This is a genomic window from Methanomassiliicoccales archaeon (assembly GCA_026394375.1).
Classification (GTDB): Archaea; Thermoplasmatota; Thermoplasmata; order Methanomassiliicoccales; family UBA472; genus JAJRAL01.
Genome location: JAPKYJ010000003.1, coordinates 30,848 through 49,666 on the forward strand (window position 1 = coordinate 30,848; position 18,819 = coordinate 49,666).

The 18,819-nt window shown below is 59.4% G+C and carries 19 protein-coding genes; 9 read left to right on the top strand and 10 right to left on the bottom strand.

The features are described from left to right. Positions 1 to 13: 13 nt before the first annotated feature. From NT137_00230 to NT137_00255, 6 genes are all read right to left on the bottom strand, one after another. On the bottom strand, positions 14 to 2,632 hold the full coding sequence (locus NT137_00230) for a valine--tRNA ligase (protein ID MCX6651772.1): 2,619 nt from the start codon (positions 2,630 to 2,632) through the stop codon (positions 14 to 16). A 55-nt stretch (positions 2,633 to 2,687) separates the two neighbouring features. Next, entirely contained in the window at positions 2,688 to 3,881 is a 1,194-nt protein-coding gene (locus NT137_00235) for a CBS domain-containing protein (GenBank protein ID MCX6651773.1), read from the bottom strand. A 136-nt stretch (positions 3,882 to 4,017) separates the two neighbouring features. Beyond that, positions 4,018 to 5,730 (bottom strand): glycine--tRNA ligase, encoded by a 1,713-nt coding sequence (gene glyS / locus NT137_00240; protein MCX6651774.1) that lies wholly within the window; start codon positions 5,728 to 5,730, stop codon positions 4,018 to 4,020. Further along, positions 5,727 to 6,581 carry a CBS domain-containing protein gene (locus tag NT137_00245; protein ID MCX6651775.1) on the bottom strand — a complete coding sequence of 285 codons (855 nt, stop codon included), beginning with the start codon at positions 6,579 to 6,581 and terminating at the stop codon, positions 5,727 to 5,729. Before NT137_00245 ends, glyS begins: the two co-directional genes overlap by 4 nt. Then, the gene (locus NT137_00250) at positions 6,578 to 7,024 is read right to left on the bottom strand and encodes a universal stress protein (protein ID MCX6651776.1); all 447 of its coding nucleotides are present in this window, start codon (positions 7,022 to 7,024) and stop codon (positions 6,578 to 6,580) included. Before NT137_00250 ends, NT137_00245 begins: the two co-directional genes overlap by 4 nt. Further along, complete coding sequence (locus NT137_00255) at positions 7,021 to 8,091, bottom strand: amidohydrolase family protein (protein MCX6651777.1); 1,071 nt, start codon at positions 8,089 to 8,091, stop codon at positions 7,021 to 7,023. Before NT137_00255 ends, NT137_00250 begins: the two co-directional genes overlap by 4 nt. A gap of 32 nt (positions 8,092 to 8,123) precedes the next feature. On the opposite strand from NT137_00255, the gene NT137_00260 reads away from it, so the two are divergent. Beyond that, positions 8,124 to 8,363, top strand: a complete 240-nt coding sequence (locus NT137_00260; GenBank protein ID MCX6651778.1) for a 4Fe-4S binding protein — start codon at positions 8,124 to 8,126, stop codon at positions 8,361 to 8,363. Positions 8,364 to 8,462: 99 nt separating this feature from the next. Here the strand turns inward: NT137_00260 and NT137_00265 are convergent, their stop codons facing one another. Next, positions 8,463 to 9,401 carry an NAD(P)/FAD-dependent oxidoreductase gene (locus NT137_00265; GenBank protein ID MCX6651779.1) on the bottom strand — a complete coding sequence of 313 codons (939 nt, stop codon included), beginning with the start codon at positions 9,399 to 9,401 and terminating at the stop codon, positions 8,463 to 8,465. A 144-nt stretch (positions 9,402 to 9,545) separates the two neighbouring features. Between NT137_00265 and thpR the strand changes: the two genes are divergently transcribed. Further along, a complete protein-coding gene (thpR, locus tag NT137_00270) occupies positions 9,546 to 10,103 on the top strand; it encodes an RNA 2',3'-cyclic phosphodiesterase (GenBank protein MCX6651780.1) in 558 nt (185 codons plus the stop codon). Here thpR and NT137_00275 read toward each other — a convergent pair. Beyond that, positions 10,100 to 11,491 carry an ATP-grasp domain-containing protein gene (locus NT137_00275; protein MCX6651781.1) on the bottom strand — a complete coding sequence of 464 codons (1,392 nt, stop codon included), beginning with the start codon at positions 11,489 to 11,491 and terminating at the stop codon, positions 10,100 to 10,102. The genes thpR and NT137_00275 overlap by 4 nt on opposite strands. 156 nt (positions 11,492 to 11,647) lie before the next feature. Between NT137_00275 and NT137_00280 the strand changes: the two genes are divergently transcribed. Genes NT137_00280 through NT137_00290 form a run of 3 tightly spaced genes read left to right on the top strand, consistent with a single transcriptional unit; the run spans position 11,648 to position 13,072 of the window. Next, positions 11,648 to 12,121, top strand: coding sequence for a carboxypeptidase-like regulatory domain-containing protein (locus NT137_00280; protein MCX6651782.1), 474 nt, complete (start codon positions 11,648 to 11,650; stop codon positions 12,119 to 12,121). A gap of 40 nt (positions 12,122 to 12,161) precedes the next feature. Further along, the gene (locus NT137_00285; protein MCX6651783.1) at positions 12,162 to 12,599 is read left to right on the top strand and encodes a hypothetical protein; all 438 of its coding nucleotides are present in this window, start codon (positions 12,162 to 12,164) and stop codon (positions 12,597 to 12,599) included. 20 nt (positions 12,600 to 12,619) lie between these two features. After that, complete coding sequence (locus NT137_00290) at positions 12,620 to 13,072, top strand: hypothetical protein (GenBank protein MCX6651784.1); 453 nt, start codon at positions 12,620 to 12,622, stop codon at positions 13,070 to 13,072. Here the strand turns inward: NT137_00290 and NT137_00295 are convergent. Next, complete coding sequence (locus tag NT137_00295; protein ID MCX6651785.1) at positions 13,000 to 14,211, bottom strand: cysteine desulfurase; 1,212 nt, start codon at positions 14,209 to 14,211, stop codon at positions 13,000 to 13,002. The two genes, NT137_00290 and NT137_00295, sit on opposite strands and share 73 nt — an antisense overlap. A gap of 112 nt (positions 14,212 to 14,323) precedes the next feature. On the opposite strand from NT137_00295, the gene nifS reads away from it, so the two are divergent. Genes nifS through NT137_00315 form a run of 4 tightly spaced genes read left to right on the top strand, consistent with a single transcriptional unit; the run spans position 14,324 to position 17,613 of the window. After that, positions 14,324 to 15,523: a cysteine desulfurase NifS gene (gene nifS, locus NT137_00300; GenBank protein ID MCX6651786.1), complete on the top strand. Its 1,200-nt coding sequence runs from the start codon at positions 14,324 to 14,326 to the stop codon at positions 15,521 to 15,523. Then, positions 15,520 to 15,939: an iron-sulfur cluster assembly scaffold protein gene (locus NT137_00305; protein MCX6651787.1), complete on the top strand. Its 420-nt coding sequence runs from the start codon at positions 15,520 to 15,522 to the stop codon at positions 15,937 to 15,939. Before nifS ends, NT137_00305 begins: the two co-directional genes overlap by 4 nt. Then, positions 15,936 to 16,844: a dihydroorotate dehydrogenase gene (locus tag NT137_00310; protein ID MCX6651788.1), complete on the top strand. Its 909-nt coding sequence runs from the start codon at positions 15,936 to 15,938 to the stop codon at positions 16,842 to 16,844. Before NT137_00305 ends, NT137_00310 begins: the two co-directional genes overlap by 4 nt. Beyond that, positions 16,837 to 17,613, top strand: coding sequence for a dihydroorotate dehydrogenase electron transfer subunit (locus tag NT137_00315; GenBank protein MCX6651789.1), 777 nt, complete (start codon positions 16,837 to 16,839; stop codon positions 17,611 to 17,613). Before NT137_00310 ends, NT137_00315 begins: the two co-directional genes overlap by 8 nt. Here the strand turns inward: NT137_00315 and NT137_00320 are convergent. Further along, positions 17,603 to 18,781 carry a homocitrate synthase family protein gene (locus NT137_00320; protein MCX6651790.1) on the bottom strand — a complete coding sequence of 393 codons (1,179 nt, stop codon included), beginning with the start codon at positions 18,779 to 18,781 and terminating at the stop codon, positions 17,603 to 17,605. The genes NT137_00315 and NT137_00320 overlap by 11 nt on opposite strands. Positions 18,782 to 18,819: the final 38 nt, after the last annotated feature.

The window sequence follows — 18,819 nt, forward strand, 5'->3', positions numbered from 1 at the left end:
CAGCCATGCTTCCCTATTTGGAGATGGCGATGAGCATCTCGCCGAGCTGAACGGTCTCCACCGCCTGTCCGTGCAACGTGAGCTGCTTCAGGAGCTGCACGAAATCGGAGGTGACCTTGGCGCTCGTTCCATCGGAGAGAGGTATCAGCATAGAACCGGTCTCCATCAGCTCGACTATGTCGTTTGGGCGCAACTGCTTGAGCGCCTCCGTGACCTCTTTCGCCTGCGCCTTGAAGGTCGGCCCGATCTTGGCCAGCACCGGTTTCACGCCCAGCACCCTCTCCTCCAGGTCCGCTTTGCTGGCGAGCTTGATGGACTGTGCCTTCACCGTCTGAAGGATGTCGTTGCTCACATCGGCCATGAGCTCCTCGTTGGCGCCGATGATCTCTACTGAGGCGAGAGTCGCATTCAGAGGCAGCCCGCGCTCCGCCTTCCAATTGCGGATCGCCGCTACGATGTCCTTGGCCAGGACGCCCTTCCTCTCCGAGGTGTCGTCGTAGAACACCGGGATGGGCCACTTGCTCACATGGATGCTCTTCGCCCGGTCCATGCGGACGAAGTTCTCCTGGTATACCTCCTCCGTCACATGCGGCAGCAGGGGCGCCAGCATCTTCATGATGCCCAGGCAGACGGTGTAGAGGGTGTAGCGCACCGCTTCGTCCTTCAGGTCTTGCGTGCGATGCTTCACCAGCTCGATGTAGTGGTCAGCGAACTCATGCCAGGCGAACTGCTCCACCTCTCGCATGACCTTGTCGAACTGGTAGTTGTCGTAATAGATCGAGACCTGCTTCAGCGTCTTGGAGAAGCGGCTGAGCATCCATTTGTCCGTGGCCTTGAGGTCGTCGCGCATGTAAGGCTTGTGCTTGACCACCGTTCCCACGAACTTGCCCATGTTGTAGAGCTTGGTGCAGAGTTTCTTTCCATGCAAGACATCCTTCTCCCGGAAGGCGTTGTCCTCGCCCAGAGCGCATGTGCACGCAAAATAGCGCAGGGCGTCCGCCCCGAAGCTCTCCAGGATGGGCATGGGGTCGATGACGTTGTTCGACGAGGTGTGCATGGGCGTGCCGTCCGGCGCCATGATGAAGCCATGGATCATGATGTCGTTCCAGGGCCTCAGCCCGGTGATGAGATGCTCCCGTAGTATGGTGTAGAACGCCCAAGTGCGAATGATGTCGTGGGATTGCGGCCTGAGCGACATGGGATAGAGCTTCTGGAATCTCTTCTCATCGCGCATCCAGAAGGTGTTGTACAAAGGAGAGATGGAGGAATCCATCCAGGTGTCGAAGACATCCTGGCACGGCTTCAACTCTCCGCCGCATTTCGGGCAGCTCTCCACCGGCGGCTTGGAAACGGTGGGATCGATATAGCAATCCTCTTCCCTTGCAGGTATGACCTGACCACATTTCTCGCATTCCCAGACGGGGATGGGCGTGGCGAAGTACCGCTGCCTGGAAATGACCCAGTCCCATCCTAGCGAGTTGACCCAATCCTGCAGGCGGACCTTCATGAACTCCGGGTACCAGTGCAGCTCGTCGGCCAGGCGCAGCACGTCCTGCTTGAAATCCAGGGTCTTCAAGAACCATTGCGGGCGGGATAGGTATTCGATGGGTTCATGGCAGCGCCAGCAGATGGAGACGTTCTGCTCGAGGTCTTCCTGCTTGAGGACCAGTCCGAGTGCCTTCAGGTCCTCGATGACCCTCGCCCTTGCCTCCTTCACCTTTAACCCCGTGTACTGGCCGGTATGCTCGGTCATGTAACCTTGCTCATCGATCGCCTGCTCCAGAGCGAGGTTGTATTGGCGCACCCAATCCAGGTCCCCTTTGTCACCGATGGTGCAGATCATCACCACCCCGGTGCCGAAGTCTGGGTCCACCTTGTCGTCTGCGACCACCTTGACCTCTCGGCCATAGATCGGCACTGTGAGCATGCGGCCGACAAGGTCTTTGAACCTGAGATCATCCGGATGAACGGCCACCAGCTGGCATGTGCTCAGCAGCTCAGGCCGAGTGGTGGCGATGAACACTCCCTCTCCGTCCTTCCGTCCGAAGCGGATGTAGTTGAGCTTGGTGACGTTGTCATCGTGCTCCACTTCCGCATCCGCCAATGCAGTGATGCAGCGGGGGCACCAGTTGACCGGCGCGGTGCCTTTGTAGACCAACCCTCTGTCAAGCATGCGCAGGAAGGTTATCTGTGTGATGCGACGGTAGGAGGGAGCGTCCGTCTGATAGTAGATGGTAGGGTCCATGCAGGTGCCCAGGACCTCGAACTGCCTCGTCATCTCGGTGATGAACGACTGAGCGAACTCCGAGCACAGCTTGATGTACTCCTGCCGGGGGATGGAGAGCTTGGTGATGCCGTACTTCTTCTCCACCTTGACCTCCGTCGGCGTGCCGTTCACATCGAAGCACAGGGGGAAGAAGACGTTGAATCCTCTTTGCCTATGATAGCGGGCGGCGAAATCGATGAGCGAATAGCCAGTGGCATGGCCGAGGTGCAGGGAGCCGGAGGTGTAGCGAGGGGGATTATCAACGCTATAGACCGGCTTGTCCGAACTCGGATCGAAGTGGTGAATCTTCCATTCCTTCCACTTCAACTGCCACTTCTTCTCCGAGATCACGTGGTCATAGGACATAGGTGGGGAAGGGAAATGGGGAGACGGAATAAAAAGGATTGGATGCGCTGGAAGCTCAAGTCTCCCGGCGGTTTCTCTTCCTCTTGGAGATGCGCTCCTCCTTCTTGTCCATCACCCGGGCGCCCAGCCGGTCCATGAGGTCCACCGTGGCCTTGGCCAGGTTCCAGTCCACCGCACTGCCGATGAACGTTCCATGCTCGGTGATCAACCGGGCGTTCAGGCTGTACTTGGCCGCGTTGCCGGTGACGTGGTACTTGGTGACGTGCATGGTGAACAGCATAGGCTTGGTCACCTTGGCCGTCTTGGCCAGCCCGTTCTGGATCTCTCTCTCCATGACCTCCAAGGAGAAACGGTCCTCCGCCTCCAACCCGGTGATCTGGGTGTAAACATAGTCCCGTTTGCCGAAGGAGGCGAACAGCTCGATGAGGTCGTACATGGTGATTATGCCCACCAAAGTGTCCTTCTCCAACACCGGCAGGGTGGAGACGTTGCGCTCCAGCATGACGTTCACCGCGTCCCCGAGCGACTTCCCGGGCGCGATGCTGACGACCGCGTCGACCGCCACGGACCCGACCTTGACCTCCACCGGATCGTTCTCTCCCACGATCTCGCCCTTGGTCTGTCGACGGGGACCGCCGTTCCAGGAGTAGTTGACGATGTCCTTGATCCCGATGATGCCGCTCAATCGGTCGTCCATGTCGACCACCGGCAGGGTCTGGATGTCCAGTTTGCGCATTATCTCCACCGCCCTCTTCACGGGGTCGTCCTCGCGCACCGTCTGGACGTTGGTGGACATGACATCCAGCACCTTCATGTTGCGGATGTCCTTGATCTTGGGGATGAGGGCGATCATTCCCGCCCGGGTGACCACGCCAGCGATGTTCTTGTTCTTCATCACCGGCATCTGTCGGTAGCCGGTGGAGATGAACTGTTCTGCTACCAAGGTGATGGGGGCGGTCAGGGTGACCGGCGGAGGCATGTCCATGGCCGACCCGACCTTCATGCCCAACACCAGGTTCTTGCGGCGGATTATGGAGCTAAAGCTGATCACGCCCACGAGCTTCTTGCCCTCGGTGACCGGCATCTCGTGCAGGCCCTTGGCCCGCATCTTCGCCACCACGTCGCTCAGTCCCATCTCCGGGTCCACGCTCTCGAACTTCTCCTCCACCAGGTCGTCGACCTTGAAGGCATCGATCTGGGAACGCAGGACCTCTCTCCTCTTCATCGTTTCGACGCTCTCGCCCATCATCTCATGCACGCTCCTTGCGATTCTTGTCCTCGGAACAAATGAATCTGATTCTTGATTCCCCGGACGGTTGCGACATGACCTTCACCTTATTATCCTTTGCACTTTGGCTTGGTCTGAATCCTCTTCCACAGAGGTCTCAGGTCTTGAACTCCGCGAATGTCTTGTCCACATTGAGCAGGGCGATCAGGACTGGCACGACCTGCTCTCGTTTCACCCGGACCTGTTCCGTCGAGTCCCGGTCTCGAACCGTGACAGTGCCATCCTCAAGGGTCTGGTAGTCCACGGTGATGCAGTACGGGGTGCCGATCTCGTCCATCCGCGCATACCTCCGTCCTATCGATCCGGAATCGTCAAAGCTCGTCTCCACTCCGATCCGCCGCAGCTGAGCGTCCAATTCCGCCGCCACATGGACCAGGTCATCCTTGCCCATTAGAGGGAACACGCCCGCCTTGATCGGCGCGGAGACGTTTGTGAGACGGAGCACCAGGTATTTCCCCTCTTTGTCCTCCTTCTCCGTATAGGCGTGCTCCAGGCAGGTGTACAGTATACGGTCCAGACCATGGGAAGGCTCGATCACATGAGGCACGAAGCTCTCTCCCGCCACCCTCTCCTTCACTTTGACCACATCGAAGCATTTCCTTTCGACGGCGATGACCTGTCCTTCGACCTCCACTTCGATGCCGTCCCTGCCAACGCGGGATACGTCCGCGCTCTCCAGAGCCTTGCCGACCAGGGACGACCTGGCCTTGAACTGCGGCCCCAAGAGGCCGTACTTCGGCTTGATGACCTCCTTCTCCACTTCCGTCGGCGTCTCAAAGCGCTTGAAGGCGGTCATGTTCACCTTGGAATGCTCGATGTGCCGGGACAGGTCCCAGCAGCCTCTGTCCGCTATGCCGACGATCTCGGTCCAGCCGAAGGATAGCAGCGCTTCCGCATCCCAGCAGTCGGCGGCGTAGTGGGCCATCTCGTTCTTCAGATGCTGCCTGAAGCGGAGGCGCTCCGGGTCCACGCCTACCACTGTGAGGAAGCGCTGCGTGAACCAGAGGAAGTAGGCCAAGGTCTGGTTGGCGATGATGCGGTTCTCCACCGCTTCTCGAAGCGGCATCTGGACCTCCGCGTCCCCTGGATCATTGGGGACCAATCGCAGGAGGTCGTTCTTGACCGCGTCGTAGCGGGGCCAGGTCTTGTCCTTCGGGTCGACGAACAGCTCCGCCTCCATCATATTGAACTCCCGAAGGCGAATCACGCCTTGTCGGGGGGAGATCTCGTTCCGGTAGCCGCGGCCGACCTGAATGACCCCGAAAGGCAGCTTCTCTCGCATATGGCGGTAGAGCGAATTGAAGTTGACGAAGATGCCCTGAGCCGTCTCTGGTCTCAGGAAACCAACACGGCCGGCGGAACCCGGGCCGATGGTGGTCTTGAACATGAGATTGAAGTCCTCCGCCGGGGACAGCTCACCCCCGCAATCTGGACACTTCACGCCCTTAGCAAGGATATGCTGGTCGATCCCGGTCAGCGAGAGCGTGCCAGGGTTCGGGTGCAGGTCCTGGAGCAGATGGTCCGCTCTGAAAGGCGTTTTGCACTGAGCGCAAGTGACCAGCTTGTCCGAGAACTGGTCCACGTGCCCGGAGGCTTTGAAAACCGCCTCCGGCCCGATGGTGTCCGAATCTATCTCGATGAACCCTTCGCCCAGGGTATAGGCCTTGCGCCAGGCATTGGTGATGTTGTTCTTCATGGCCGTGCCCAATGGCCCGTAGTCGTACAGTCCGGCGATGCCGCCATAGATCTCGTATGCTGGCCAGATGAACCCCCTGCGCTTGCACAGGGAGAGGATGTCCGCTGAGTTCATTCTCGTTCACCACATAGCACGGAGATGACGTCCAGGTCGTAGATCATCGCCAGGAGGTGATCTTTCGAGTCCCTCACCGGCAACTGCCCGAAGTCGTTCTTCCTCATGATCCTTGCCGCCTCGGAGACCGAGGTCTTGCGGAAGACAGTGGTGGGGTTCTTGACCATGATGCTCCTCACTGGCACTCCGGGAAGCTCGATTTTGGACACCTCATACCAGAGCTTCATCACATTGCGAAGGCCTTCCCAGCTCCATTCGTCCTCGTCCTGCCCGCTGCCCATGTCGGCCACGACCATCGAACCGTCGATGAACGAATTGTTGAAGATGTCCCGGTCGGTCAGGATGCCTACCAGTCTCCCTCTATCGTCCAATACTGGTAGCGCGTTCACCTTGCTCACTTTCAGGGTGATGAGGGCGACCGCCAGAGGCGTGTCCTCGTAGATGGGAACGCAGGTGGACTTGATGACCGTCTCCACCGCCTTCTCGAAGCTTCTCTTCTCCACCACACCGAGCAGATCGGTGGGGGTGACAATCCCTACCAACCGATTCTTCTCCACCACCGAAAGGTGGTGAATATGACTATTGCAGAAGATCTTGGCCGCCTTCTCCACCGAATCCTTCGGACCGATTATCGGAGGATCGCGGGCCATCAGCATGGCCAGCTGGTCCTCGTCCGGCTTGTCGAAAATGTCCTGCCTGGTAATCATGCCCGAAAGGGACCCGTTCGTCCGCTTCACCACCGGCAGCCCGGTGAGGTTGTGCTTGATCATTATGCGGAGCACCTCGTCCCGGCTGCCAGGCACCTGTGCCACGATGGGATTGGTGGTCATGACCTCGCCCACTGTGGTCATATAGATTCACCTCGAGGAAAGCGTATCACCAATACGGGGCAGGAGGCGAAACGCACCACCTTTTCCACCGTGCTGCCCAGCAGGAGCTTGGAGATGCCGGTCCGTCCAATCGTTCCCATTACTATCAGATCGTAATCCTTAGAAGCGTCGATGATCTTGCGCGAGGGCGAGCCCTCTTCGATCCTAACGCTAACCTTCAGGCCCATGCTTGCACCAAGAGCGCGCACGTACTCCACCGCATCCTTCCCCTCATTCTCCAGAAGGGAATAGACGCTCACTATGGTCGAATCCATGGGAAAGTTGATGAAGGAGGTCTGGTCCACTACGTACAACGCGGTCACATCGGCCTCGCTCGTCTTGGCCAGTTCCAATCCCTTCTTGATCGCTTCCTTGGTGTACTCGCTTCCGTCCGTGGGTATCAGTATCTTCTTGAAGGGTGTCATCGCGGTCCACTCCATAGCTCCAGTCCCATGCATACCATGAGAGGGTCGGCCGAGCTCCCTCGCAGCACCAGGTCCGTGGCCGGATCACCGCCTAGGGGCCGGGTGACCATGAAGTCGCAGGGCATGCCAGGTTCAATACCTATGGGTATCTTTTGATTTAATAATTTCCGGCCACTGGAAATGGCCATATCGAGCACCGAGCGGACGTCCTTGACACCCTGCATCCGGAGCAGCCTAGCCGCGAACTCCATCTCCACCAGGATATCAGGAAGGGCGAGCATGGCATTGTCCGTGCCCAGGGCCACGATTGCTCCCTTTTCCAACATGGTGGCTAGGGGAGGCAGGTTGCCGAAGAACATGTTGGAGCGGGGACAGGCCACGATCGGCACCTTCGCCTGCGCACAGAACTCTATGTCCGATCCCGTAGCCTGGGTCATATGCACGACGAAAGCAGGTTCGAGGTCGAGCACCTTGTCGATGTCCTCGCGCACTCTCTCGCTGGCATGGATGGCGAATCGCTTGCCCTGGGATCGAACAAAGGACGAGAGGTCGCTCAGCGTTCCATAGTCCCAATCGGAGATGCTGGACACTCCGATGCCATCGGCGACCTGCAGTATCCTTCGCACCTCCTCCTTGTCGAATGAGAGGTCCTTGGGTCGGCCCATGACGGTCGGCTCGGGCTTTCCCCGGGTGAGGGAGAGCATTCGGGCACCCATCTCTCCGCCCTCGCGGAAGTCGATGTAGCGCGAAACCCCTCGACCACGCATGAGCGCACTCATTCGCAGAAAGCCCTGTAAGATCTCATCTTCGCTCGCTCTGCCTAGCATTCGATGCTTCAGGCCGTTCGGCGGCGCCACCAGGTCCTCGAGGTACATGGAGAGATCCATAGGAACGATGCAATCCGCCAGATGGGTGTGCGCGTTGACCAGAGTGGGGGTGATGACCCCTTCCACGATGGAAGCTTCGGGCCGGCCCTTGGCCACCTCCACCACGACCCCATCCTCAAAGCCGACATACCCATCGATGAAGCCTTCTTGGGTGAGGACCTTCCCGGAGGCGCAGCGCATGGTGGAATGCATGCAACCCAGGATATTTCAATCTGCCACCCGCGCTCCCCAAAAGGGTTTTATATGATGCCTCTTCTCACTGGGCAAGAGGTATGCCAATGGCAGCAAAGGTCAAGGCAGAGGACTGTGTCGGGTGCGGCGCCTGCGAGGATGCCTGCCCTCAGGGTGCGATCAAAGTGGACGAGATCGCGGTCATCGACGAGACGGACTGCGTGGACTGCGGCGCTTGCGCCGACGAGTGCCCGAACTCTGCCATCGTGGTCGACAAGTAATTTCTTTCGTTTTCTTAGGGAATCAAGGGCGCCCATGCGCCCACCCAAGGTTTTGCCATCTATCTGGTCAGCAGGGCGTCCAATAGAAACCCGGGCAACTCAGGCCCAGTACGGTTTCTGGATGTACTTGAAGGCGCTGTTGGCGGCCGTTGCCCCTTCCCCGCAGGCGGTGACGATCTGCTTGTATTTGCCTGGGTAGACTGCAATGTCCCCGCAGGCGAAGATCCCCCGCCTGGATGTCTTCATCTCGCTATCCACCACGATCAGGCCGTTCTCCAGTCTCACGCCCCAGTTCTTGGCGTCCTCGTGCTCGATGGCGAACCCGATGTTGATGATGACCATGTCGGCCGGGATCTCTATGGACTTGGGCGGCTCTCCAGACTTGATGACCACGCTCTCCACTCGGTCCTTTCCCTTGATCTCCTCGATCTCAGAGCATAGATAGGTCTGGACATGCGAGGGCTCCAGTCTCTCCACGAAGCAGGCGTCGGCACGGAACGACTCGCGGCGATGCACCAGGCAGACACTCGCCACTTCGCACGCCATGAGCGCCATCTCCAGGGCGCTGTTGCCACCTCCCACGAAGATTATCTTCTTTCCGTGGAGCTCGCTCTTGTCTGGGAGCTTGTAGAACACTCCCCGGTTCACGAAATGGTCCTCGCCCTTCACCCCGAGCTTCTTCGGACGGTTGGAGCCCGCACCGGTAGAAATGATCACCGCTCTGGTCAGGTAGGATGATCTCTCAGTGAAGACCCGAAGCCCCTCTCCCTCGTCCAAGATGTTGATGGCGCGCTCCTTCACCTTCAACTCGCACCCCGCTGCCCGGGCATGGGCGATGAGCCGCTCCGCCATCTCCTTGCCTTCCAGGTTCTCTATGCCCGGGTAGTTGGCTATCCCCTTGCCCGGGTAGATGCTCATGGGCTGGCCTCCGGCTTCTTCGGCCTCCAGGATTATGGCCTTGAGCTTGCGCATGGCGGCGTATATGCCAGCGGTCAGACCACCCGGTCCCGCACCGAGGATCACCAGGTCACAGTCCATTGAGCATCGGTATGGAGCCCCCGCCTAAAAAAGTGTCGTCTGGCACAAGCTCCTCTTCACCTCGCCTTTCGTCTCGTGAAGATCAGTGCAGCGGGCCGAGAGGGTCTTATCTCCGATATGCGATTCTCAATCGACCGGTTCCCCATGAGATTCCGAGCCTTCATCGCCGTGGATATCGACCCTTTGCCTCCCCTGCTCGATTTCAACCGAGAGCTGATGGACGTAGGTCGTGGCCTCAAGCCGGTGGAGATGGGGTCGGTGCACATCACCCTCAAGTTCCTGGGCGACATCGATGATGCGCTCGTTCCTCGGATCGTTGAATGCATGCGCTCCTCCGCGAAAGGCATCTCCCCTTTCGAAATCAGGGTCCGGGGGTCTGGGGTCTTCCCCTCCCGTTCGAACGCCAAGGTAGTGTGGGCCGGCCTGGAGGGCGCTGAGCCATTGCGACTGATGACGCAGCGTCTGGAGTCATGCCTCGAGCCCCTCGGTTTCCTTAAGGAGGGTCGGGAGTTCAAGGCGCACCTCACCATGGCAAGGGTCAAGGACCCGCGAGCGTCCGCGGACGCGGCCCGGGTGGCGGACCTATACAAGGAAATTGAGTTCGGAACGCAGCCAGTGAAAGAACTGCGATTGAAGAAGAGCGTCCTCAGCCCTCGCGGCCCCACCTATAGCGACGTGGCGACCGTTCTTCTCGGCCTCTAGGTCTCATCGCCTTCGAAGAGGGCGAAGCTTTCCTGCTTTATCAGCTCCGAGGGCGGATGCTCCTTGACGAAGTCGGTGCTGTAGTGTCCAGAGCGGAAGGCCTTCGAGCGAACCACCAGACGGTGGTAGGGGATGGTGGTCTTCAGTCCGGTCAGCGTGAAGCGGTCCAAGGCGTCCCTCGCCCGGATGAGCGTCTCGTTGCGGTCTTGACCCCAGACTATGAGTTTGGCCAGCATGGGGTCGAACTCCGTGGGCACCACATATCCCTCATAGGCGTGGGAATCGACCCGGATGCCTTCTCCTGCTGGTTCGATGTACTTATCGATCCTGCCCGGTGAGGGAAAGAAGTTGTTGAACGGGTTCTCCGCGTTCACCCGGAACTCCATCGCCGCTCCCCGTGGCTTCGCTCCACGCAGCTCTTCTCCCACATCCTTGTCGGAGGCGATCTTGAGCTGTACTTCCACCAGGTCCAATCCGGTCACCTGCTCCGTCACTGGATGCTCAACTTGGATACGGGTGTTAGCCTCCATGAAGTAGAGTTCACCGCCAGCGTTCATTAGGAACTCGAAGGTGCAAAGCGAGTGATAGCCCGCCTTCATCAATGCCTCTTCTATCTTGGGAAAGAGCTCCAGCCGCATCTCCTCGGTCACGGAGCAGGAAGGCGTTTCCTCCACCAGCTTCTGGTTGCGTCGTTGGACGGAGCACTCCCTTTCTCCCAGGCAATAGCCGTTCCCTTGGCTATCCCCAACCATCTGGAATTCGATGTGATGCGGTTTCACGACCCGACGCTCCATGAAGATCTGGGGGTCCTTGAAGGCCTTGTCCGCTTCTGCTCGGGCGGACTCAAAGGCCTGGTCCATCTCCTCCTCCTTCTCCACCACCCTCATTCCCCTTCCTCCGCCTCCGCCGGCGGCCTTGAGCATGATCGGATAGCCGATTCGTATCGCCTCGCGCTTGGCCTCCTCCGCCGAATTCAGAGGTTTGAGGGTTCCGGGGGTGGTGTGGATCCCGTGCTTCTCCATGAACTCCCGGGCGTCGAGCTTGCTGCCCAAGAGAGACATCGCTCGGGCGCTTGGACCTACGAACGTGATGCCTGCGTCCTCGCATCGCCGGGCGAACTCCGCCTTCTCGGAGAGGAAGCCGTATCCGGGATGGATGGCGTCCACCTTCATTCTCTCGGCGACCTCCATGATAGCGTCGATGTCCAGATAGCCTATCATGTTCTTGTCGCTGTGAAGTTCCACCGCCTTGTCTGCCAGGTGGACGTGCTTGCAGTGCTGATCGATGGCAGTGTAGATCGCGACGGTAGGGATGTTAAGGCGCTTGCACGTCCGCATCACCCGGATGGCGATTTCTCCTCGGTTGGCGACCAGCAATCTCTTGAACACTTCAATTCCTCTGCAGGGGACGGTGTGGCATGGTAAGGTTTCTCTCGGTATCATAGACGCCGCTTTTAAGCTTTTCAGTAGCTTGGCTCGGTAAGGCTACGAGTAGCCGCGGTGGATATCATCTGTTATGCGAAATCGGCATCGATGACTATGTTGGTGAGGCGGAAGCAGATCGAGAGCGATCGGAACGGGGGGATCGAAGGGCTGCCTTTGCAGCTCATGATCATCGTCCTGATCGCGGGCATAAGCATGGCGATAATCCTTGGCTGGACCAGCGGGCTGGGAGCGCCGAGGACGATTGCGAGCGTGAACTCGGACCCGTCGGAGATCATCGTGGCCGATGCCAACGGTGACGGTCTTTACACCAATGATGGCCTGGACATAGTGATCTTCGTCGTGGACAACGAGGGCAAGGGCGTCGAAGGTGCCACGGTAGTGCTCAAAGGGGGCGGGGTGACCACGGATGAAGGCAAGACCCCGCACGCCACCACCGATCAACAGGGCAGAGCGAGCTTCTCATCCTTGAGCGTATCGAAATACGGCCGGTCCGTTTCATTCGTGACCGTGACGGTGGTGAAGAGCAACTTCGTCTCCACGGCCTCGCTCACCATCCCGGTCATAGCGGAGTGATTCGATGTCCGTTGACCGCAGAGCCCTGGAGGGGATGCCGATGAAGCTGCTGATCACCTCCGTTCTCATCTCCATCATCCTGCCTTCGGTTCTGGGTGCGCTCCAGGGCTATGAAAGGGCGGCCAGGATCGAGGAACTGAAAGCCCAGGTCCAGCGCATACGCTCGGCCGCTCTCTCGGCCTTCCTGGGGGGCCCTGGTAACGTTCGCACGGTGCCTTTGGACCTTGCGGTTGGGTCATCTGGAGGAGGTGCAGCGATAGAACTGGGCGGCTCTCGCGATTCGGTGGAATCGACCGCCATCCGTTACTACTGGTGCGGCACTGAATTGGGGAGCATCTTCCTCCTTGACCCGAGGGTGCCCATAGTGCCATGGACGGGCGGGAACGTGCGCATCGACGCCGCGCACTCCCAGATCACCCTGGAGTGCATGCAGGTGGAGGACGACACCTACATCGCCATGGAGATGAGCTCCTGCTAGAATTCCTTCTTTCCCGGGTGATGATGGCGGTCTTGGGGGTAGGCGTCATCTCGTTGGTTCTCTCATCGTTCGGGGCGCTGGATTCCACAGCGAAGGAACAAGCCATGCGAAATGCGGCAGACGGCATTGCCGCAAGGATGAACGCCCTAGGGTCGCTCGATCATCCGGCCATGGTCCGCCTTAGGGTGGCGGACATGCTACCCGAGGACGATTGCCTGCTGGTCATCGAGAAGGACATCGTCATCGTCAGGCACGGAGGGGTATCGAGATCAGCATCGCTCGTCGAGGACGTCGTCCTTCGGGGAGAGGGTTCAGGCAGCGGCAACGAGATCATCGCCGACGCGGGCGATGAACTGGTATTGGAGCGGGTGATCGAGAACGATTCTCTTCTGACCGTGGTTCATTTGGAGAAGGTGGCGACCATCTCCTTAACCGCACCGATGAACACGTCGCAGTCCTGGTCGTCGTTGTAGAGGTAGAAGGAAGCGCGGGCGCAACCGCTCAGTCCTCTGGAAACGAAGTATGGATGGGAGCAATGCATGCCCGAGCGGATCATGACCCCTGCCATATCATCCAAAATCATGGCCACATCGTGGGAGCTCATGCCTTTCACGTTGAAAGAGAAGATGCTTCCCCTGCTCCGGGCATCGACGGGTGCCAGCACCTGCAGTCCCGGCACGTCCTTTAGAGCCGCCGTGACCCTGTGGTTCAGATGCAGGTCGTGCCTGGCCACCTCTTCCATGCCCACCCGACCAAGGTAGTCCACGGCCGCTCCTGTCCCTATCACTCCTGAATAGTTCATGAGTCCAGCTTCGAATCGTTCAGGTGGAGGAAGCAGCTCCGCCCCTTCGAAGGTGGTCGTGCTCACTCCCCCACCACCAGTGATGAGCGGTTCCAGTCGACGAAGTAGCTCCTTCTTGCCCCAGAGAACCCCCACGCCCGAGGGACCGAGCATCTTGTGCACTGAGAGCGCATAGAAATCCGCGTCCAGGTCGTTCACATCGACCTTCATGTGCGGGACGGCCTGAGCCCCGTCCATGAGCACCAGCGCGTCATGGTCGTGGGCCACCTCCGCCACTTCTTTGACGGGAATGCTGACACCGTTCACATTGTTCGTGTGCACCATGCTCACCACCTTGACCTTCCTGGACATCTTCTTCTTGAACTCCTCCAGGTCGAAGATGCCGGTCTCAGGGGTGCTCACGAACTCTCTTCTGATCCCCACCAAACGCTCGAGCTGCTGCCAAGGCACGAGGTTGCTGTTGTGCTCCATATCCGAGGTCAGCACCTCATCCCCTCTCTTCAGACCCAGACCTTTGGCCACGAGGTTGAGGGCCTCCGTGCAATTCTTTGTGAAAACGATCTCGTCAGGGCTGCTGGCGTTCAAGAAGCGGGACATCTTCTCCCTGGCCTCGTCCACTTCGATGGAGACCTGCGTCGCCAATCGATGTACGCTCCTTCCTCCGCAGGCCGGGTATTCAGTGTAGTACTTGTTCACAGCCTCGATGACCTGCCGGGGGCGCAGCGTCTGGCATGCGCTATCTAGGTAGATAGGCGTTCTTTCCCCCGAGCAATAGATGGGGAAGTCCTCCCTGATCCTCGCAACATCCATGTAACGTCTGAATCATCCCTCCTGCCTATATCTTATTTCGCCGCGCTTGCGAAGATGCTTGGAAGGAATGCAAAGCCTAGGCGTCAATAAATAGGCAATAGATGGAATTCAGGTGAGGAGGGAGCGAACGCCGCGCGTGTACTTCGACAACAGCGCCACTACTGCTGTGGACCCAAGAGTGCTCGAGGAGATGCTGCCTTATTTCACTGAGCGGTTTGGCAACGCATCAAGCATGCATTCCTTCGGAAGGGAGGCGTATAACGCCCTAGAAGGTGCCAGAGAGAGAGCGGCCAAGGCCATAGGCGCCTCCGCCCGGGAGATAGTATTCACTTCCGGAGGGACGGAATCGGACAACCTGGCGTTGCAGGGAGCCGCCTATGCGAACCAAGGCAAGGGAAAACATATCATAACCTCGGTCATAGAGCATCACGCCGTCCTGAACACCTGCCATTTCCTGGAGGCCCAGGGGTTCCGCGTAACCTACCTGCCCATCGACCGGCAGGGGCTGGTGGATGTGGAAAAGGTGAAGGAGGCGATGAGCAAGGAGACCATCATGGTTTCCATCATGGCCGCCAACAACGAGATCGGGACCATTCAGCCGATAAGGGAGATAGGTGCCATTGCGCAAGAGGCGGGGGCGGTATTCCATACCGACGCGGTGCAAACCATCACCAAGCTTCCCTTGCATGTATCCAAGGACAACCTCCAACTCATGACCATTTCCGCCCATAAGTTCCATGGGCCCAAGGGCGTAGGTGCCCTGTACGTCCGCAAGGACGTGAAGCTCCGTCCAGTGGTGTACGGTGGAGGTCAGGAGAGGGGGCTTCGCTCGTCCACCGAGAACGTCCCTGGCATCGTGGGCCTGGGGAAGGCCATAGAGATCGGCGTGGCGGAGATGGAGGAGAGCGCGGAGAGAATGTCGCGCATCCGCGACAGGATCATCGAAGGCACGCTCTCCAAGGTCCAAGGAAGCCACTTGAACGGACATAGGAACAGAAGGCTTTGCAACAACGCGCATTTCCGTTTCGATCGGGTGGAAGGAGAGGCTCTGGTCCTAAGCCTGGACGTAAGCGGCATCGCCGCATCCACTGGCTCCGCCTGCTCCACCCGCAGCACAGAGACATCCCACGTTCTGAGGGCACTGGGGATCAGACCCGAGGAGGGGCGAGGCTCGTTGCGCATATCCCTGTCCAAGTTCAACACCATGGAGGAGGCGGACCTGTTTCTGGCAGAGCTTCCCGAGGTAGTGGAGAGGCTGAGGCTTCTCGTTCCTCGGGGTGCCATGACCTTCGGAGCTTCGGGAGGAGGATGATCTTGGCCTACGGCCCCAAAGTAATGGAGCACTTCACCCAGCCCCGGAACGTGGGGGAGATGAAGGACGCCGACGGCGTGGGCAAGTTCAGCAATGACGTGGACGGGGACATCGTGGTCATCTCCATCAAAGTGAAAGACGAGATCATCACCGACATCAAGTTCCAGGTCTTCGGCTGCGCGGCGGCCATCGCCTCCAGCAGCGTGTTCACGGAGATGGTCAAGGGGAAACGCATCGAGGAGGCCTTGAAGGTCACCAAGGAGGGCATTTCCGAGGCATTGGACAGCCTGCCACCGGAGAAGGTGGATTGTTCGGTCCTCGCTCCGGACGCCCTCCGGGAAGCGGTGGGTGATTATCGGAATAGGCAGGGACGAGGATTCAATACCACGTACGAGGTTCCTCATCCGAAATCATGAATCAGTTGAGCACGAGAGTGGCGTCGCTCGAGCTTGCGAACCCTACCATGCTCGCCTCGGGTATGATGGGTGAGACCGGCGCCTCCCTGGTGGCGATCGCCAAAGCGGGGGCGGGAGCGGTCGTCACCAAATCCGTGGGACTGGAACCGAGGAAGGGCTACGAGAACCCGACCCTGGTCGAGCTGGAGGAGGGCTACCTGAACGCCATGGGTCTCCCCAACCCAGGCATCGATGCCTACAGGGAGGAGATGCTGGTTGCGAAAGGGGCCAAGGTGCCGATAATCGGAAGTGTGTTCGCGGCGACGCCCGAGGACTACGCCCTCTTGGCCTGGAAGATGCAGGACTACGGCGCGGCCGCAGTGGAATTGAACCTGAGCTGTCCACACGCCAAGGGGCTGGGAATGGAGATAGGCGTTGATCCCGCAGCGGTGAGGAGGATCGTCCGGGAGGTCAAGCAGACGGTCAAGATCCCCGTACTGGCCAAGCTCACCCCTAACACCCACCGTCTGACCGAGGTGGGAAAGGCGGTGGAGGAGGCGGGAGGGGATGGCATCGTGGCCATCAATACCCTCAAGGCCATGGTCATCTCGGTCGAGGCGAAGAGACCGATCCTCTCCAACAAGGTGGGAGGGCTATCGGGTCCAGCCGTCCGGTCGATCGGGGTGCGCTGCGTATACGAACTCTATGAAGCGGTGGAGATACCTATCATCGGCGTGGGGGGAGTGGAGTCCTGGAGGGACGCCGTCGAGTATATGATGGCCGGGGCGACAGCCGTGCAGATCGGAAGTGCCATCGGGCGAAAGGGCCTGAGCGTGTTCCAGGTCATCGTCCAGGGATTGCAGGAATACCTGGAAAGAGAAGGCCTGGAGAATATCGGGGACATCGTGGGGGTGGCCCATGGCTAGACAAGATATGGTCACAGTCACATCCGTCACCCATGAAGGGCAGGGCGTCTGCACCCTCCGGTTCGAGCTCGACCGTTCCGTAATGCCAGGGCAGTTCCTCATGGTGTGGGCACCTGGTGTCGATGAGATACCGATGTCCGCCTCCTTCATCTACGGAGAGAAGGGCATCACGGTGCGCGAGGTCGGCATGGCGACGAAAGCGCTCTTTGCATGCCAGAAAGGCTCGCTTCTGGGTGTTAGGGGGCCCTACGGCAACGGCTACCAGGTCGAGCAGGGCCGGGCATTGATCATCGGCGGGGGAACGGGAATGGCCTCGCTGCTCCCGGTGGCGGATTTCATCGGCGACAGGAAGCGGGTCGACATCCTCATCGGGGCGAGGACCGCCCCCGAGCTAATCTTCGTGGAAAGGGCACGAGCGCTCTCGGAAGAGGTGCATCTGTCCACGGACGACGGCTCCAAGGGGATGAGAGGTACGGTAGTGGAGATGGCGGCCAAGCACCTGGAAAAGGAGCGCTACGACATGGTCTACGCCTGCGGTCCAGAGCGCATGCTGCAGGCCGTGCTGGCGCTGTGCGAGAAGAAGAATGTGCCATGTCAGCTCTCCCTGGAGCGCTTCATGAAATGCGGCTCTGGGCTCTGCGGTTCCTGTGTGATCGACGGCCTGCGGGTCTGTGCCGACGGGCCGGTCTTCCAGGGTCAGAAGCTGCGCCATCTGAGCGAGTTCGGCATCTGGAAGCGCGACGAGTGCGGCGGCCGGGTCAAGCTTTGAAGTGCTCCTCTGGATGCATAACCTCTTTGACCAGCTCCTCGAAGTCCGCATCGCTCACTCGGCCTTTGATCTCGCCCAAGGCCTTCACTTTCAACAGGATGCGCGCCACCTGCTCCTCGTTCGCTTCCACCCCCAGGTCCTCCAGTCGCTTCCTGATGTAGGTCGCTCCGGAATGCTTGCCCAGTAGCAGATGACGCTTATTGCCCACCACCTCCGGGGGAATGGACTCATAGGTCAGGGGACAGTTCAGGACCGCCGCCACATGAATGCCCGACTCGTGAGAGAACACGTTCTCCCCGACCAACGGATGGTTCCTGGCGATCGGGACCTTGGAGTACTCCGCTACCATGTCCGAGAGCTCCTTCAGCTCGGACAGGTCGATGCCTAGGTCCACACCATAGACGAACTTCATCGTGGAAACGAACTCCTCCAGGGGAACGTTGCCCGCCCGTTCTCCTATCCCATTGACGGTCGTGGTCACGGCCTTGGCGCCGGCTTTCACACCCGCGATGGCATTGGCCAAGGCAAGCCCGAAGTCGTTGTGAAGGTGCACCGAGACGCCGGTCTTGAAGGTGGACGTAATCTCGCTCACTATGGTGGAGATGGCCTCGGGCGAAGCGCAGCCCACCGTGTCCGTGATGCCCAGCCGGACCGCGCCTCGTTCCTCTGCCACTCTGTATACCTGCTTCAGGAATGATATTTCCGTGCGGGTCGAGTCCTCACAGCTGAGCGCAGCCCTGACACCTCTAGAACGGCAGTAATCGAGGGTCTCACCGACCTTCTCCAGAACGTAATCCTGCGGTTTGTTGAACTTGTAGCGCAGGTGGATGTCGGAGGTGGCGATGAACAGGAGGACGACATCCACTCCCGCGTCCACCGCCGCGTCCACGTCCCCTTTCACCAGCCGGGAGAGGGCCAAGATTTCGGCGTCCAGGCCGAGCTTGGTTATGGCACGTATGGTGCGCTTCTCGCCTTCCGAGACCGCCGGGAAACCTGCTTCTATTTGAGGGACCCGGATGGCATCCAACTTCCGGGCGATGGCCACCTTCTGCTCCAGGCTGAAGGCCACTCCAGGCATCTGCTCGCCATCCCGCAGGGTCGAATCGTAGACGGTGATATCGTGAAGGTCCAGCTTAGGATTGTAGGGGCTGAGGGCGAATCGCTCCATGGGTGGACCTTACTGCCTAGTGCGAAATAACCTTTCCG